The 15,712-nt window shown below is 65.7% G+C and carries 15 protein-coding genes; 6 read left to right on the plus strand and 9 right to left on the minus strand.

Annotated features, from left to right (window positions below):
• Nucleotides 1-69 precede the first annotated feature (69 nt).
• Nucleotides 70-1,068: a zinc-dependent alcohol dehydrogenase family protein gene (locus ACIP21_RS25175; protein WP_400693548.1), complete on the minus strand. Its 999-nt coding sequence runs from the start codon at nt 1,066-1,068 to the stop codon at nt 70-72.
• A 111-nt stretch (nt 1,069-1,179) separates the two neighbouring features.
• On the opposite strand from ACIP21_RS25175, the gene ACIP21_RS25180 reads away from it, so the two are divergent.
• Entirely contained in the window at nt 1,180-2,085 is a 906-nt protein-coding gene (locus ACIP21_RS25180) for a LysR substrate-binding domain-containing protein (RefSeq protein WP_400693551.1), read from the plus strand.
• A 142-nt stretch (nt 2,086-2,227) separates the two neighbouring features.
• Here ACIP21_RS25180 and ACIP21_RS25185 read toward each other — a convergent pair whose 3' ends face one another.
• From ACIP21_RS25185 to ACIP21_RS25205, 5 genes are all read right to left on the minus strand, one after another.
• Nucleotides 2,228-3,274 (minus strand): AI-2E family transporter, encoded by a 1,047-nt coding sequence (locus tag ACIP21_RS25185; RefSeq protein ID WP_400693553.1) that lies wholly within the window; start codon nt 3,272-3,274, stop codon nt 2,228-2,230.
• Between the two features lie 12 nt (nt 3,275-3,286).
• On the minus strand, nt 3,287-4,081 hold the full coding sequence (locus tag ACIP21_RS25190; protein ID WP_400693556.1) for a DUF4892 domain-containing protein: 795 nt from the start codon (nt 4,079-4,081) through the stop codon (nt 3,287-3,289).
• A 109-nt stretch (nt 4,082-4,190) separates the two neighbouring features.
• Nucleotides 4,191-5,045 (minus strand): alpha/beta hydrolase, encoded by an 855-nt coding sequence (locus ACIP21_RS25195; RefSeq protein ID WP_400693558.1) that lies wholly within the window; start codon nt 5,043-5,045, stop codon nt 4,191-4,193.
• Entirely contained in the window at nt 5,042-5,830 is a 789-nt protein-coding gene (locus tag ACIP21_RS25200; protein ID WP_400693561.1) for an alpha/beta fold hydrolase, read from the minus strand. Before ACIP21_RS25200 ends, ACIP21_RS25195 begins: the two co-directional genes overlap by 4 nt.
• Nucleotides 5,831-5,922: 92 nt before the next feature.
• The gene (locus tag ACIP21_RS25205; RefSeq protein WP_400693563.1) at nt 5,923-6,291 is read right to left on the minus strand and encodes a hypothetical protein; all 369 of its coding nucleotides are present in this window, start codon (nt 6,289-6,291) and stop codon (nt 5,923-5,925) included.
• Nucleotides 6,292-6,524: 233 nt separating this feature from the next.
• Here ACIP21_RS25205 and ACIP21_RS25210 point away from each other — a divergent pair, with 233 nt between their 5' ends.
• Nucleotides 6,525-7,760: a hypothetical protein gene (locus ACIP21_RS25210; protein ID WP_400693565.1), complete on the plus strand. Its 1,236-nt coding sequence runs from the start codon at nt 6,525-6,527 to the stop codon at nt 7,758-7,760.
• 161 nt (nt 7,761-7,921) lie between these two features.
• On the opposite strand, the gene sixA is transcribed toward ACIP21_RS25210, so the two are convergent.
• Genes sixA through ACIP21_RS25225 form a run of 3 tightly spaced genes read right to left on the minus strand, consistent with a single transcriptional unit; the run spans nt 7,922 to nt 9,795 of the window.
• Nucleotides 7,922-8,380: a phosphohistidine phosphatase SixA gene (gene sixA, locus ACIP21_RS25215; RefSeq protein WP_400693568.1), complete on the minus strand. Its 459-nt coding sequence runs from the start codon at nt 8,378-8,380 to the stop codon at nt 7,922-7,924.
• A complete protein-coding gene (locus ACIP21_RS25220; RefSeq protein ID WP_400693570.1) occupies nt 8,377-8,724 on the minus strand; it encodes a DUF4389 domain-containing protein in 348 nt (115 codons plus the stop codon). The genes sixA and ACIP21_RS25220 overlap by 4 nt, the downstream gene beginning before the upstream one ends.
• Nucleotides 8,725-8,769: 45 nt before the next feature.
• The gene (locus ACIP21_RS25225) at nt 8,770-9,795 is read right to left on the minus strand and encodes an NAD(P)H-dependent glycerol-3-phosphate dehydrogenase (protein ID WP_400693573.1); all 1,026 of its coding nucleotides are present in this window, start codon (nt 9,793-9,795) and stop codon (nt 8,770-8,772) included.
• A 221-nt stretch (nt 9,796-10,016) separates the two neighbouring features.
• Here ACIP21_RS25225 and ACIP21_RS25230 point away from each other — a divergent pair, with 221 nt between their 5' ends.
• From ACIP21_RS25230 to fabA, 4 genes are all read left to right on the plus strand, one after another.
• Nucleotides 10,017-12,164 carry a TonB-dependent receptor plug domain-containing protein gene (locus ACIP21_RS25230; protein WP_400693575.1) on the plus strand — a complete coding sequence of 716 codons (2,148 nt, stop codon included), beginning with the start codon at nt 10,017-10,019 and terminating at the stop codon, nt 12,162-12,164.
• Nucleotides 12,164-13,054 (plus strand): ABC transporter substrate-binding protein, encoded by an 891-nt coding sequence (locus ACIP21_RS25235; protein WP_400693578.1) that lies wholly within the window; start codon nt 12,164-12,166, stop codon nt 13,052-13,054. The genes ACIP21_RS25230 and ACIP21_RS25235 overlap by 1 nt, the downstream gene beginning before the upstream one ends.
• Complete coding sequence (locus tag ACIP21_RS25240) at nt 13,051-14,988, plus strand: response regulator (RefSeq protein ID WP_400693579.1); 1,938 nt, start codon at nt 13,051-13,053, stop codon at nt 14,986-14,988. Before ACIP21_RS25235 ends, ACIP21_RS25240 begins: the two co-directional genes overlap by 4 nt.
• 202 nt (nt 14,989-15,190) lie before the next feature.
• Nucleotides 15,191-15,706: a 3-hydroxyacyl-[acyl-carrier-protein] dehydratase FabA gene (fabA, locus tag ACIP21_RS25245; protein ID WP_012315334.1), complete on the plus strand. Its 516-nt coding sequence runs from the start codon at nt 15,191-15,193 to the stop codon at nt 15,704-15,706.
• Nucleotides 15,707-15,712: the final 6 nt, after the last annotated feature.

Raw genomic sequence — 15,712 nt, forward strand, 5'->3', positions numbered from 1 at the left:
AAAGATCACGGGATCACGCAGAAGAGTACATGCGTACTCCTCCGGTGGTTTTCAATGACCTGGCCTGGCTCACTCGATGTTCGGTGTCAGCAGGATCTTGCCGCCCCGCTCGCCTTTCGCCGCCGCGGCGACCGCTTCCTTGATGCGGGACAGGCCGTAGCTCGCTTCGACAGGCGCACTCAGCTTCCCTTGCGCCACCAGCCCGGCCAGCTCGGCAAACAACTTGCCCTGCTGCGCCGGGCTGGTGGTGCGGAACCAGCGGGCAAGCCAGAAGCCCTTGGCGGTGACGTCATTGAACACCAGGTCCCGCGCCGACAGCTCGGCTGGCGCCCCGCTCAAGGCGCCGTAGGTGACCACCGTGGCGCTTTGCGCCAGTGTGGCGGCCAGGCGCCGAGTCGAGGCGCCGCCCACGGCATCGATCGCCAGCTTGATGGCGGCATCGCCCGTGGCGGCTTTGACCTGGGCCACCAGGTCTTCCCCCTCGACCACCACCACATCGCCACCCAGCGCCTTGACGCCGGCGACCGCCGAATCCCGGCGAACCACGTTGACCGTGCGGATGCCGCGCATCGCTGCCAGCTGGATCACGTAGCTGCCGACAGCCGAGTTTGCAGCGTTCTGGATGATCCAGTCGCCGGGCTGCAGATCGACGAAATCACTCAGCAACAGCGCAGCGGTCGGTGGGTTCACGGCCAGCATGGAGAGTTGCTGGTAGTCCGCGACATCCGGCAGCGCAATCAGGCGCGCCGCCTCGGCGATCATGTGGGTGGTCCAGGTGCCGCTACCCACCGGCAGCAGGACCACCTGGCCGACCGCGATGGCGGTGGTGTCCGGCCCAAGCTCCACCACCCGGCCCACACCCTCGTTGCCGCCCACTGCCGGCAGTGGCGGCAACGACCCGTACTGCCCGGTCAGGGTCAGCACATCGCTGGGGTTGATCGGCGCCGCCAGGACCTCAAGCACCACTTCACCGGCCTTGAGCGCCGGCAGTTCGAATGGCACGGCTTCAATCACGGCTTGCGGGACGGCGCCACGTTCGGCGTAACGGGCTTGCAGCAGAGCTGGCATGGGGTGTTCCTCGTGTTCAGGGTTGGTGCCTAGGCTAAGCAGGAAAACCACCCCACGAAATGGTCATAATCAGTAATATGTTTTGTCTTTAAGACAACAATGGCCCTTTCGATGGACAAGCTGCGAGCCCTGAACTACTTCCTGAAGGTTGCGCAAACCCTCAGCTTTACCGAAGCGGCAAAGGCCTTCGATGTGCCGGCTTCGTCGATTTCGCGCAGGGTCGCCGAGCTTGAAGCCTCCCTGGGGGCGCAGCTGCTGCACCGGACCACGCGCACGGTCAGGCTTACCGAGGCAGGCCAGCTCTATCTCGAACACATCCGCATGGGCATGGCCCAGCTGGACGCAGCCGAGGCGCTGGTCAGGGAGCGAGGCAGCACGCCCAGCGGCACGCTGCGCATCAGCTGCATGCCGGGCTACGGCCGGGTGAAGCTCATGCCTGTGTTGCAGGACTTTTGCGAGCAGTACCCGGATATCCTCCTCGACGTCCATTTGAGCGACGAGCTGGTGGACCTGGGTGGGGATCAGTTCGACATCACCATCCGTGGCGGTGCCGAGCCGGAACACCGTGTGGTGGCGCGCCGGCTCGACCCCAATCGCTTTGTCCTGGCGGCCTCGCCCGCTTACCTGGCGGCCCGAGGGACACCCAGATCACTGGCCGACCTGGCAGGTCATTCGGCGCTCCTCTACCGCGGCCCGAACAGCATCCTCAAATGGATGGCCTTCGACGGCGGCGACTGGGTGTACCCGGCGCTCACGCCCGCCTTCGTCAGCAATGACGGCGCCAGCCTGCTGACGATGGCTTGCCGGCACCGTGGCTTGGTGCTGCTGCCCGAATGGAGCCTGCGCCACTACCTGGATTCGGGCGAGTTGCTTGCGATCGAGCTGGAGAGCCCGCTGTCGGTCACGCGAAGCGAGCAGATCGGGATTTTCATGCTGTACCTGCAATCGCGGTACGCCATTGGAAAAATCCGTGCGGCGGTGGAGTTCATTCATGGGCGCTTGGCGGAGCCGAGCTGACTTCGCGCGGCCTGGCACGGGCTACGCCCGTGTTCGCGGGTAAACCCGCTCCCACAGGGATTCGCGCCAGCTTTTAGAAATTGAGCATGCACCGGCTTCGGGTTGTGGGAGCGGGTTCACCCGCGAAAGGGCCGGTACAGGCTCAAGACTGTACCTGCGCCGAATTTCGGCTCCAGTCCAGCAACAGGCTGTAGCCCACCGCCAGCAAGGTCGGGCCGATGAACAGGCCGATGAAACCGAAGGCAATCAAGCCGCCGAACACCCCCAGCAGCACGATCACCAGCGGCAGGTTGCCGCCGCGGCTGATCAGGTATGGCTTGAGCACGTTGTCCACGCCGCTGATGACGAAGGTGCCCCAGATACCGAGGAACACCGCCATGCCGTATTCGCCCTTCCACGCCAGCCAGCCGGTTGCCGGAATCCACGCCAGCGGCGGCCCCATCGGGATCAGGCTGAGCATGAAGGTCACCAGCCCCAGCACGATCGCCCCCGGCACGCCAGCGATGAGGAAGCCGATCAGCGCCAGCAGCGCCTGGGCCGCCGCGGTGCCGATCACGCCGTTGACCACCCGCTGCACGGTCCCGGCGACCAGCTCCAGGTAGTAGTCCGCACGCTCGCCCACCAGGCGGTTCAGCAGGCTCAGCACGAAGGCCGACAGGCGCGGGCCGTCGCGGTAGAAGAAGAACACGAAGACCAGGCTCAAGGTCAGCTCCAGCACGCCGCTGCCGATCTGCGCGCTGCGCGCCAGCAGCCAGTTGCCGACCTGGCCCAGGTAGGGCTTGACCGTGGTCAGCAGCGCGGCGCCCTGCTGGTCGAGGGACTGCCACCAGCCGACCAGCCGCTCGCCGACGAAGGGAATGGTGCCAAGCCAGTCCGGCGCATCCGGCAGGCCGTCGACCTGCACGTCACGCACGAAGGCAGTGGCATCGCGGATGTGATCGGCCAGGTTGAAGCCCAGCCACACCAGCGGCAATGCCACGATCAGGATCCAGGCGGTGGTCAGCAGGCTCGCCGCCAGGGTTTCGCGCCCGCCCAGTACCCGCGTGAGCAGGCGCATCAGCGGCCAGCTGGCAAAGGCCAGGATCGCCCCCCACAGCAGCGCGGAAATGAACGGGGCCATCACCCACAGCGCAGCCCCGAGCAACGCCAGCAGGAGGATCTGGACCAGCAGGCGGTCATTGTTGGGCATGATCACGCTCACTCAACGAATCAGTTCCAGGTGCAGGCCATCGGTGGGCGCATTGCCGACTTCGAGCCGGCCGTCACGCACGCCGGCCTTGACCAGCTGCTCGCGCCAGGCTTCGGCCTGGGCGCCACTGAGGCTCGCGCGCAAGGTGCTGTCGAGGTTCAGGCTGCGCGCCAGCAGCGACACCCAGCTGGCCTGGGGCGCGGCAAGATCAGGGTAGTCGAGCTTGCCGGTGTCGCGCATTTCGCGCAGCACCGTGGCCGCGGTGGGCAGGATTTCACCCAGCGGGCTGGCGGCGACGAACTCCTCGACGTGCAGGTAGGCGCGACGGTTGCCGCGGGTAACGCTGTACAGCGCGACCAGGGTATCGGCCTGCTCGGCCGAGCGGCGCAGGAGGATGAACGCCTGCTGCTCGTCACCGCCGTTGAGGCGAGCGTTGGCGAACACATCGTTGGCCCACAGGCTGGCCTCGCCGCAGTCGCGGCCCTGGCACCAGAACAGCGGGTAGCCGCCATCGTGCTGGAGCGCCTCGCGGGCACTGGTGAAGGCTTCGCGGGCGGTGCGCTCGACGGGCAGTTCGTAGGTCACCGAGCTGACCTGGCCGCGGCTCTCGACCTTGTCCTCGACGCGCAGGCGGCCGCTGATCTTGCGCAGTGGGCCCAGTGGGTAGACGCGCTCCTGCTCCACGGCAGGGCGCTGATCGACCACCTTGGCGTCGGCGGGTACCGGCAGGCTACCGGCCCACAGCAAGGGGCTGGCCAGCGCCAGGCAGGCGGCGAAGGCGGTGCGGATGGCAACGGGGGCGCTCATCGGCGGCCCGGGCGGCGCTCAGCGCCGAAATAGAGCTCCAGGATGTCTGGCAATTGCATGGTTGTCTCCCTGTTCAACCCGCCAAGCCTCGACACTTGGCCGGTGCAAGTCAAGCAAAGCCAAGGAAGCGATTGAAACAGTCTGCGACAAGGGCCGCGCCCTGTTCGTCGTTCAGGTGCAGGTGATGCCCGCCGGGCAGCACGGTCTGCTCGAAGGGTAGCTGCTCCAGCAGCTCGCCGTGGCGCGCCAGCATGCCATCGGCCGCCACCACCAGGCTGGTCGGGCAACTGACACGGCGCACGTAGGCCATGGCCTGGGCCTGGGTCAGGCGCACTGGCGATGGCAGGGTCAGGCGGCTGTCGCTGCGCCAGCTGTAGCCTCCGGGCACTGGCATCAGCCCGCGTCGGGCCAGCAGTTCGGCGGCCTCGCGGCTGACCGCGACCATGCCTTTCATGCGCGCCTGCACGCCCTCTTCCAGGCTCGCATAGACCGTCTTGCGCTTGCCATCCAGGCGCAGCTGGGCCTGCAGGGCCATGCCCAGGCGCTCGCCGGCATCCTGCTCGGCACCGGTGGGCGGGATCACGCCATCGATCAACGCCAGGTGGCTGACCCGGTCCGGCAAGGCTCCCGCCAGTTGCACGGAAATGATCGCGCCCAGCGAGTGCCCGAGCAGGGCAAACTTCTGCCAGCCCAACTGCTCCGCGACGCGCAGCACGTCGTGGGCATAGTCGGGCAATGCATAACTGGCGCCCGGCGGGCGGTGCTCGGAATAGCCATGACCGGCCAGATCGAGTGCGACGATACGCACGCCCTTGAGCAGGGGCGCCAGGCGCGCAAAACTGTTGGCGTTGTCGAGCCAGCCGTGCAGGGCGATCACCGGCAGGCCATCCTCGGGGCCGAACAGGTGCGCGGCCAGCTCGATATGGCCCAGGCTCAGGCGGATTTCCTCGACCTGCGCGCTCACGCCTGGCTCCAGCGGTCGAACAGGCCCTTGATCAGGCTGGCGGTGTCGGTGGGCCGCTCCAGCGGGAACATGTGCCCGCCCGGCACGCTGTGGTACTCACCCAGGGGCATGCCGCGCACGGCCAGCGCATGGTGGCGGCGGATGACCGTGCTGCGCTCGCCGCGCACCATGGCCAGCGGTACCTGCAGTTGCCGCGCCGGGGCCGGGCTGGCGTGGGGGATGTTGCGGTAGATGCTGATTTCCGTGGCGGGGTCGAAGCGCAGGCGCAAGCCCTGCTCCACGGCCTGCAGCCCATGCTCCAGGTAGGCCTCCAGGCAATCCGGGTCGAAATGCCGGAACAGCGACTTGGTGGCGAAGTAGGCGCGGGCACTGTCACGGTCGACGAACGCCTCGCGCCGGCCGAGGGTGCGCCCGGCCGGGGTGATGCGGTCGATGAAGCCGAAGCGCTTGGCGGTGCGCAGCAGCCACTGGTCGGCGCGGGTCAGCACCGGCGAATCGAGCATCACCACGCCGCGGTAGTACTCGGGCCGGCGTAGCGCGGCATGCAGGTGCAGCACCCCGCCCAAGGAATGGCCGACGCCCCACACCGGCGCGTCCTGTCGCGCCAGGTGATGCAACAGTTCATCCACCAGCAATTGCCAGTTCTCGCCCACCGGGAAGCGCGGGTCATGACCATGCTGGTCCAGGTGCGCCACCTGGTAATCCGGCGCCAGGGCCGCGAACAGTTTGCCGTAGGTGGCAGAAGGGAAGCCGTTGGCATGGGCGAAGAAGATCTGCTGCGACATGGCGGCGGGTCCGGGCGGCGATGATGGCTCATTGTCAGTGTTGCCTGGCCACTCGGCAACGTCCGGATAGGTCATCGGCAAGGGTGATCAGGTCATGCCAGGTCGTCGAAACTGGCCAGGGAGCGGCGCAGGCAGGCCTGCATGTAGGCCAACTGACCCTCCAGGGCGTCGCGGGCCAGGCGCTGGTCCTGGTGTTCCAGGCGCAGGCGGCGCAGGGCCAGGCAACTGGTCTGCAGCAGGTGGGCGACACGCAGGCAGGCGTCCTGCAGCCTGTGCAGATCCTCCGCTGCCTGTGGCGCCGGGGCGCGCGGAATCCGCGCCAGCAGTTGATAGAGCTTGGCGTCCGTCGCTTCGCGCAGCAGGCTGTACTCGGTAAAATCCAGCGCCACGCCGTTCCGCACCTTGTCCACCGTGGGCTGCAAGTCCAGCGATGCCACCAGTTCCAACCGCCGACCAGCCATTGCGCGTCCTCATTTCCTGGCACGTTCATGCGCCTGTCATAAGGGTAACCCTAGCAGTGGGGTCGAAAACCAGACAACTGGCAGAAATGACAGTTGCCTGGCGCTGCGGAGCATCGGTCTACCCGCAGTTCAACTTCCCTGTGTATCGCACGTACCTGGCATTTATGCCAGTTCCGCTTCGGTTGTACCCGACTGATACTTTGGGCTCCTCCACCCCGCACTGAGAAGCCACCATGACAAATTTCAACGCGCTCACCAGTCGATCCTCTGCGCTACGGACCTCCGAGCCCCTGATGTTCAAAGTGCGTCGCCAGCCCCAACAGGACTACCCTCCGCCATCGGTAACCCAGGCACCAACCGGCAAACTGAACCCGATCGATGCGACCTCAGGTGCAACCGTGCAAGTGATATATGACGGCATGAGGGAAACCGACTCGATCACGGTGAACTGGATCGGCAATGATCCGACAGATACCTGGAGCAGCGCGCCGCAGAATGGTAATGCCGGTGGGGTGAGGTTCCAGGTCCCGGTGGGAGTGGTGGCGGCCAGCCAGAGCAAGCTCATCGAGGTACACTACGTCGTAGTGACGACTGGCAATCCTGGGAAGCCATCATTGCCGCTGACTCTAGATGTAGGAACACTGGCACAGACCGACCTCCCGATACCTGTCGTACCTCAAGCCACTGGCGATGTGCTGGACCTTTCGACATTTCCCCTTGACGCGACGGTGACGGCCAGACCCTGGCCACTAATGGCCGAGAATCAACGGTACTGGATCAAGGCAAGTGGGTTTCTGGACAATGGCACGCGCCATGACTTCTACCCGGCCGAAGGGAAACTGGTCGTTCCCGCAGAAATAATCAATGGCGTAACAGCGTCCCTGCTTCGTAGCGAGTTGGAAAAACTGGGAGGCTTGACGCTACTGACGGTGACGCTCGCCGTCGCGTTCGACTCGGCAAACGACGAAACCAGAGCACTCACTGCTCCGCCACTGGACGTTGAGATAGCTAGAAACTCAACCAGCCCTGAAGACTTCAGGTCCTTCTCACGCACGGATTTTGTCAGCGGCGTGGTCATGACGTCACCTACAGGCATGCGATTCAACCCTATACGCGCGACTTCAATGGGGCAGTGGAAGACAGGCTTCTGGAACCATTCGCAGCCTTGGATGCCACTCACAATCATCAACCATGCAATTGTCGAGTTAAGTTTGGGCCACCGATTCAGAAGTTTATCGATTGAATACCGGGAAGTTCATAAAACGGGACATTTCATTGAGTTTTTTGATCACCTCGGTTCCATCGGACTGCTTCCCCTGCCGATATACACGGGTGGCGAAAATCCAGGGCCAGGAAGAACGGAAACGTTCACAGCCCCCGCCGGCAAATTCATACATCGCGCCGTGATAAATGCTGGCAATGACGTAGATGCTGGGTTTTTCATCATGAAGTTCAGTTGGACAAAATAGCATTTCCGGACAGCAGCGCCCCGCCATGGATCTGCCTGGCACTTCACGGTGCATGACTGGACAGGCAAGATTTACGCTGCCCCCATCAGCACATGCCCCGCGCATGTGCTGATTCTACCGTCACGCCCAACCCTCCTCAGCCAAAGCCGATCAGCCTTCGGTCAAGGCGCATGATGCACATTGCACACCTGCATCAGCCCCGCCAGCGGCCAGTCCCCCTCCAGTTCAGCCAGGCTTGCTGTACCCAACGGCGCAGGCTGCTGAAGGTGACCGTGTTCCAACAGGCCGACCAGCGTCCCCACGAGCGGCTGGTGGCTGACCAGCAGCACATGCTCCAGCCCCAGCCGTTCGAGCTGCCCGATCACCTGCTGCACATTGCTCTCCGGCGTCAGCCAGGGCACCGTTCGCACCGGCTCGGCGAACCCCAAAGTGTCATGCACCAATGCCGCCGTCTGCTGCGCCCTTACATAGGGACTGGCAATGATCGCCTGCAACGGCTGCCCCAACAGATGCGCCGCACTGTGCAACACCTGCTCGCGACCATGCGCGGTCAGGCGTCGTTCAGCATCGGTATTGGCGCGTGCTTCGGCCTCGCCATGGCGCAGCACCCACAGCTTCACAGCTTGGGCTCCTCGTCACGCACCGGATGCGGCGCCGGGGCCACGGCGTGCGGTGCCTCGCCTTCCGGTGCACGCGGTGCCGGCCAGTCGGCGAACGGCCATGGCTTGGTATCGGTGTGGAAGGTGCCGAAACGGCCGATCTGCGCCAGGTACTGGCTGAGGCTGTCGCCGAAGTTCATCAGGCTGGCGCTGGGCGCGCCATAGACCAGTCGGTAGACCAGCTGCACCAGCACCAGGCCGGCCAGGAGGATCTCGGCCAGTTGCCAGACCACCAGGAACACCAGCATCCACAGCACCCGCAGGATGATCGACTCGCGCTGGGCGCGCTCGGGGGTATCGTTCATGTCTCGCTCCTTGCTCTGCGCGGCTCATTTGAAGCCGCTGATGGCTCAGTTGAAGCCGCTGATGGAAATGAAATCGACGTCGGTCTTGGGCTCGGCACGCATCAGGTGCTCGATCACCTGGTTCAACGTGCGGCCTTCGAACAGGATGGCGTGCAGGCCGGCCACCAGCGGCATGTACACCTGCACCTCCTGGGCCTTGGCCTTGAGCACCTTGAGCGTGTTGACCCCTTCGGCCACCTCGCCCAGTCGGCTGACCGCCTCGTCCAGGGTCAGGCCCTGGCCGAGGGCATGGCCGACCTGGTAGTTGCGGCTCTTGGGCGAGGAGCAGGTGACGATCAGGTCGCCGACCCCGGCCAGGCCCAGGAAGGTCATGGGGTTGGCGCCCTGGCTCACGGCGAAGCGGGTCATCTCGGCCAGGGCGCGGGTGATCAGCATGCTCTTGGTGTTCTCGCCCATGCCAAGGGCCACGGCCATGCCGGCGATGATCGCGTAGACGTTCTTCAGCGCCCCGCCCAGCTCGACGCCGAAGCGGTCGCTGCTGGCGTAGACGCGGAAGGTGCGGCCATGCAGCACGGCCTGCACGCGTTGGCAAAGCATCTCGTCTTCGCTGGCGACCACGGTGGCGGTCAACGCATGCTCGGCGATCTCGCGGGCCAGGTTGGGGCCGGAGAGCACGCCGATGCGCGCTTGGGGGGCGATTTCCTCGAGGATCTGGCTCATCAGCTTGAAGCTCTGCGCCTCGATGCCCTTGGTCAGGCTGACCAGGTACTTGCCGCGCAGCAGCTCGGCGTGGGGCGCCAGCACGCTGCGCAGGGCGCTCGATGGCAGGGCGACGAAGACCAGGTCGCTGGCCTGCAAGGTAGCCAGCAGGTCGTTGACCGGCTCGACGCCGTCCTTCAGGCGGATACCCTTGAGGTAGCGCGGGTTCTCGCGGTTGACGCGCATCGCCTCGGCCTGCTCCGGGTCGCGCATCCATTGGCGCACCGGCACACCGTTCTCGGCCAGCAGGTTCGCCACGGCGGTGCCGAAGCTGCCGCCTCCCAGAACTGCAACAGGTTGCTGTTCAGTCATAATCGATCCGTTAAAGCCATTGATGAAGTGGCGACCCGCTCATTATACGGCTCGCCTGCTACAGAGCCAGTATCAGTGCCGGTCCCTTCGCGGGTAAACCCGCTTCCACAGAGCCTGCACATGTTTCAAAACCTGTGAATGACCTGTGGGAGCGGGTTCACCCGCGAAGAGGCCGGCAAATCCGCTGCAGATCACTGGAAAAACCCCCAAGGTCAGTTACCATGCCTGTTTCAATCCTGAGACAAGGCTGTCCTGTGTTCCCTGGCACGCCCCCGTACCCTCGCCTGCTGTTGCTGACCGCCCTGCTCGGCGGCTCGGCCGTGGCCGATGACCTGTTCGTCGACAACACCGACCTGCCGCAGGTTCTGACCGCCACGCGCCTGAAACAATCCCCGGCGGCGGTACCGGGCAGCATGACCGTGCTCGACAGCGAGCTGATCCGTGCCAGCGGCGCCCGCGACATTCCCGAGCTGCTGCGCCTGGTGCCAGGCATGATGATCGGCTACGGCGCCGGCAACCAGCCGACGGTCAACTACCACGGCAGCAACGTCAGCGACGCCCGGCGCATGCAGGTGCTGATCGACGGCCGCTCGGTGTACCGCGCGGGCCTGGCCACGGTGGACTGGAGCGACATCCCGGTGGCGATCGAGGACATCGAGCGCATCGAGGTGTTCCGCGGCCCCAACACCGTCAGCTACGGCGCCAACGCGCTGATGGCGGTGGTCAACATCCTCACCCGCAACCCGGCCGACAGCCACGGCACGCGGATGAAGCTGACCCGCGGCCAGGATGGCATCGACGACTACTACCTCAGCCACGGCTTGGGCTGGGACGGCGGCGACCTGCGCCTGTCGGTGTCGGGCCAGCGCGACGACGGTTTCGACAGCAACCAGTACGGCCAGGACTACCGCGACAGCCGCCGGGCGAACCGCTTCAACCTCAGCGTCAGCCACACCCTGGCGCCGGACCAGACCCTGGAATGGCAGCTGGCGGCCAAGGAAGGCAGCAACCAGCGGCCCTACACCTACCAGGCGGTGTTCCCCTACGTCACCCAGCGCGGCGACAACGCCGACGTCAACGCCAAGGACTACGCCGGCTCGGTGCGCTGGAACATCGACTTCAACCCTGAGCACAGCCTGTACGTGCAGGGCTCGGCCCAGCATTTCGACCGCCAGCAGGTGTGGCGTGCCTGCGACGCGGCGCTGTCGTTCAGCCCGGAGCTGACGCGCTTGTGGCAGTTGAACCCGGACTTCGCCGAAAAGGTCGCGCGCGGCGCCAACAACCCGCCCAACAGCAGCAACCCGGTGGAACAGGCGCTGGTCGATGCGATCAAGGACCAGTGGAACAACCAGGGCGGCAAGAACGTGGTCTGCGGCGACGTCGACCAGAGCACCCGGGAAACCCGCTACGACCTGGAAATCCAGGACACCCTGAGCCTCACCGACAACCTGCGCCTGCTCAGCGGCATGAACTACCGCTATGACCGCGCCGATTCGCAGACCTACTTCAACGGCAGCATCGACGACCGCACCTGGCGCCTGTTCGGCCAGCTGGAATGGCGCGCCGACGAGCACTGGATCGTCCAGGGCGGGGCGATGTTCGAGGATTCGCAGCTCTCGGGCAGCTCGCTGACCCCGCGCATGGCGGTCAACTACCTGATCACCCCGCGCCATGGCCTGCGCGCGGTGTACTCCGAGGCGGTACGGTCGCCGGACATGTTCGAGAACAACGTCAACTGGAGCTACACGGTCCGCAACCTGACCCCGGCCGCGTTCGGCCAGAACAACGCCCAGTACTTCGTCAAGACCCGCGGCCCGGGCAACCTCGACCAGGAACGCATGCGCTCGCGCGAGCTCGGCTACAACGGCTATTTCAGCGATATCGACCTGAGCATGGACGTGAAGCTGTTCTACGACGAAATCACCGGCATGATCAGCGAGCCGCTGAAGAACAACCAGTACATCGCCAGCAATGCCAACAAGTCGCGCTTCACCGGCAGCGAGGCGCAGTTCGACTGGCGCGCCACCCAGCAGGACCGCCTGCGCCTGACCTACGCCTACGTCGATGCCTGGGCCAGCAACCCGGCCGACCGCCGCCTCAGCGCGCGCAACAGCGGCTCGGCCGGGTGGATGCGCGAATGGGGCGCGGGCTGGTCGAGCGCGCTGTTCTACTACGGCGACGACGCCCTCAACACCTACCGCTACGAACGCATTGACCTGCGCGTGGCCAAGCGCTTCAAGGTCGCCGGCAGCAACCTCGAGCTGGCGGCCTTGTGGCAACAGCGCCTGGACGACCAGCCGACCACGGTCGAGCAGAACCGCTACGACAGCCGCCACCGCCTGAGCGTGAGCGCGGAGCTGGAATTCTGATGGCCCGCCTGCTGCGGGTGCTGCTGCTCTGCCTGTGGCCACTGGGTTCGCTGTCTGCCAGCGAAATCCTCCTGGTCGGCGGCGAAGACCAGCCCGGCATCCGCAGCTTCGTCGTGGCCCTGGAAAAACGCCGGGGCCACGACCAGGTGCGCTTCCAGACGGTCGCCGAACTGCCCCGCCCCGGCCAGCTCAAGGCCGACCTGCGCCTGGTGCTGCTCGACAATGCCGCCCTCGACTGGCGCCTGGGCGAAAACGCCGGGCCACCGGCCCTGGCCATGCGCATCAACCGGGTGCAGGCCGAACAGCGCCTGGGAAAGTCGCGGCCCGCCTACCTGACCCTGCTGTGGAGCGATCCGCCGCTGGCGCGCCAGCTGCGCCTGGCGCGCTACCTCTTGCCACAGGCCCAGCGCATTGGCGTGCTGTACGGTGAGCACAGCCACTTCCTGCTCGACGAACTGCGCCAGGCCGCCCGCCCGCTGGGCCTGGAGATCGTCGCCCAGGACTGGCCCGACCAGCGCGACAGCCGCCCGTTGCAGCACCTGCTGGGCGGCAGCGACGTGCTGCTGGGCATCGATGATCCCGACCTGTACAACTCCACCACCGCGAAGAACGTGCTGCTCAGCAGCTACGGCCGGCAGATGGCATTGATCGGCCCCAACGCCGGGTTCGTCCGCGCCGGTGCCCTGGCCAGCACCTTCAGCGACCAGGACGACTGGCTGGCGGTACTCGACCAGTTGCTCGACCAGCCCCCGGCGCGCTGGCCGCGCAGCCTGTACCCGGCGCGCTTCGGCGTCAGCGGCAACCAGCAGGTGGCACGCGCCCTGGGCCTCGAGCCGATCGACCCGACCGCCACTGCCAAGGCCCTGGCCGAAGGAGAGCCCACCCCATGAGCAAACGCCTGAGCTGGGACATCCACACCCGCACCCAGATCATCAGCCTGGGCCCGGCGCTGCTGCTGACCTTGCTGCTGATCAGCTTCTTCACCTTCGTGCGCATCCAGGACTTGCGCCAGGAGCTGAACCACACCGGGCAACTGATCGCCAACCAGCTGGCGCCGGCGTCCGAATACGGTGTCATCTCCGGTAACAATGAAGTGCTCGAAGGGCTGATGCGCGCCACCCTGAGCATCCCCCATGTACGCTTCCTGGAAGTGCAGGACAGCCGCAACCACATCCTGGTGTATGTCGAGCAGTCGGATGAAAGCAGCAACCGCGCGCAGCAGGTGGAAGTGTTCCAGGCGCCGATCCGCCTGCAACAGATCCGCCTGGACAGCGACTTCCTGCAACAGGGCAAGGCCCCTGCCCCGGCCCCGGCCATCGGCGACGACTACCTGGGCCGGGTGATCGTCGGCATGTCCGACGATGCCTTCAGCCAGCGCCAGCAGGAAATCGTCATCAAGGCGGCGATCCTGGCGCTGTTCGCCCTGCTGTTCACCTTCCTCCTGGCGCGCCGCCTGGCCCTGAGCCTGGCCAAGCCGATCAGCGACATGGGCCATGCGGTGAAGGCCATCCAGCAGGGCGAGTACAACGCCCCGCTACCGGTGGTCGATGACAGCGAACTGGGCCACCTGGCGCGCCACATCAACAACCTGGCCGCCGCCCTGGACCAGGCCAGCGCCGAACAGAAACAGGCCATCGCCGAGCTGATCCAGGCCCGCGAGGAGGCCGAACAGGCCAACGGCGCCAAGTCGGAATTCCTGGCGATGATGAGCCACGAGCTGCGCACGCCGATGAACGGCGTGCTGGGCATGCTGCAACTGCTGGAAACCACCCAGCTGACCAGCGAGCAGGCCGACTACACGGCGGTGGCCAGCGAGTCCACCGGGCACCTGCTGAAGGTGATCAACGACATCCTCGACTTCTCGCGGATCGAGCGCACCACCCTGCAACTGGAGCACATCGATTTCAACCTCGGCGAGCTGATCGCCAGCAGCGTGCTGTCGTTCCAGCACAGCGCCCAGCAGCGCGGCCTGGACCTGCACCTGCAACTGCCTGCCGGCGACACCCCGACCCTGGTGACGGGCGACCCGACGCGGATCCGCCAGATCCTCCTGAACCTGGTGGGCAATGCGCTGAAGTTCACCGAGCGCGGCCAGGTCCAGGTGCAAGCCCACTGGCAGGCGCTGGACCGCGAGCTGCTGTGGTTCACCTGCAGCGTGCGCGACACCGGCATCGGCATCGACAGCGAGCGCCTGGAGATGATGTTCGTCGCCTTCCAGCAGGCCGACAGCTCGATTTCCCGGCGCTATGGCGGCACCGGCCTGGGCCTGTCGATCGCCCGCACCCTGGCCGAGCGCATGGGCGGCAAGCTGCGTGGCGAGAGCCGCGAGGGGCTGGGCTCGACCTTCACCCTGGAAATGCCGCTGCCCCTGGCCACCCCGGCGCCGGCCGCGGTGCCGGGCGCGCCGCTGGCCGGCGGCCTGGTGGAGGTCGGCGCGCGGATCCTGCTGGTGGAGGACAATCCGGTCAATCAGAGCGTCATCGAGGCCATGTTGCGCAGCCTGGGGCTGGAAGTCAGCGTCGCCCACGATGGCCAGCAGGCCATCGACCAGGTCGGCCAGCAGCGCTTCGCCGCCGTGCTGATGGATTGCCGCCTGCCGGAAGTGGACGGCTACGAAGCCACCCGGCGCATCCGCCAGCTCCCGGGGGGTGGCGAGTTGCCGATCATCGCCCTGACCGCCAATGCCTTGCAGGGCGACCGCGAGCGCTGCATGGCCGCCGGCATGAACGATTACCTGAGCAAACCGTTCCGCCGCACCGAGTTGCAGCGGGTTTTACAGCGCTGGTTACCCGGCCGGACAGCCGCGACTGGCGATAAATGCTAAAGTGCGGCAGTCTTAAACACTGGACAGGACCTTCTTCGGCCCTGAAAATAGACGTTTCAGTGCACACCTGTACTTCTTTCGCCAGGTGCGCTGTGACTTTCACCACAACGCAATAGTCTACCTGTAGGCTACCGCCCCGGACTCGTATCGGGCCGGTCGGGAAGATTCGTCCCCTGCCACAGGGGGTTATTGAGGAGCTCGCATGACCAAACAACACGCCTTTACTCGGGAAGACCTGCTGCGCTGCAGTCGCGGTGAGCTGTTCGGCCCAGGTAATGCGCAACTGCCCGCGCCGAACATGCTGATGGTCGATCGCATCACCCACATCAGCGAAGAAGGCGGCAAGTACGGCAAAGGTGAATTGGTCGCCGAGCTGGATATCACCCCGGACCTGTGGTTCTTCGCCTGCCACTTCGAAGGCGACCCGGTGATGCCGGGCTGCCTGGGCCTCGACGCCATGTGGCAGCTGGTCGGCTTCTTCCTCGGCTGGCAAGGCCTGCCGGGCCGTGGCCGGGCACTGGGTTCGGGCGAAGTGAAATTCTTCGGCCAGGTATTGCCTACCGCCAAGAAAGTCACCTACAACATCCACATCAAGCGCGTCCTGAAGGGCAAGCTGAACATGGCCATCGCCGATGGCTCGGTCAGCGTCGACGGCCGCGAGATCTACACGGCCGAAGCCCTGCGGGTCGGCGTGTTCACCTCCACTGACAATTTCTAAGGGTTA

The organism is Pseudomonas sp. NPDC089401 (assembly GCF_044749485.1).
GTDB lineage: Bacteria > Pseudomonadota > Gammaproteobacteria > Pseudomonadales > Pseudomonadaceae > Aquipseudomonas.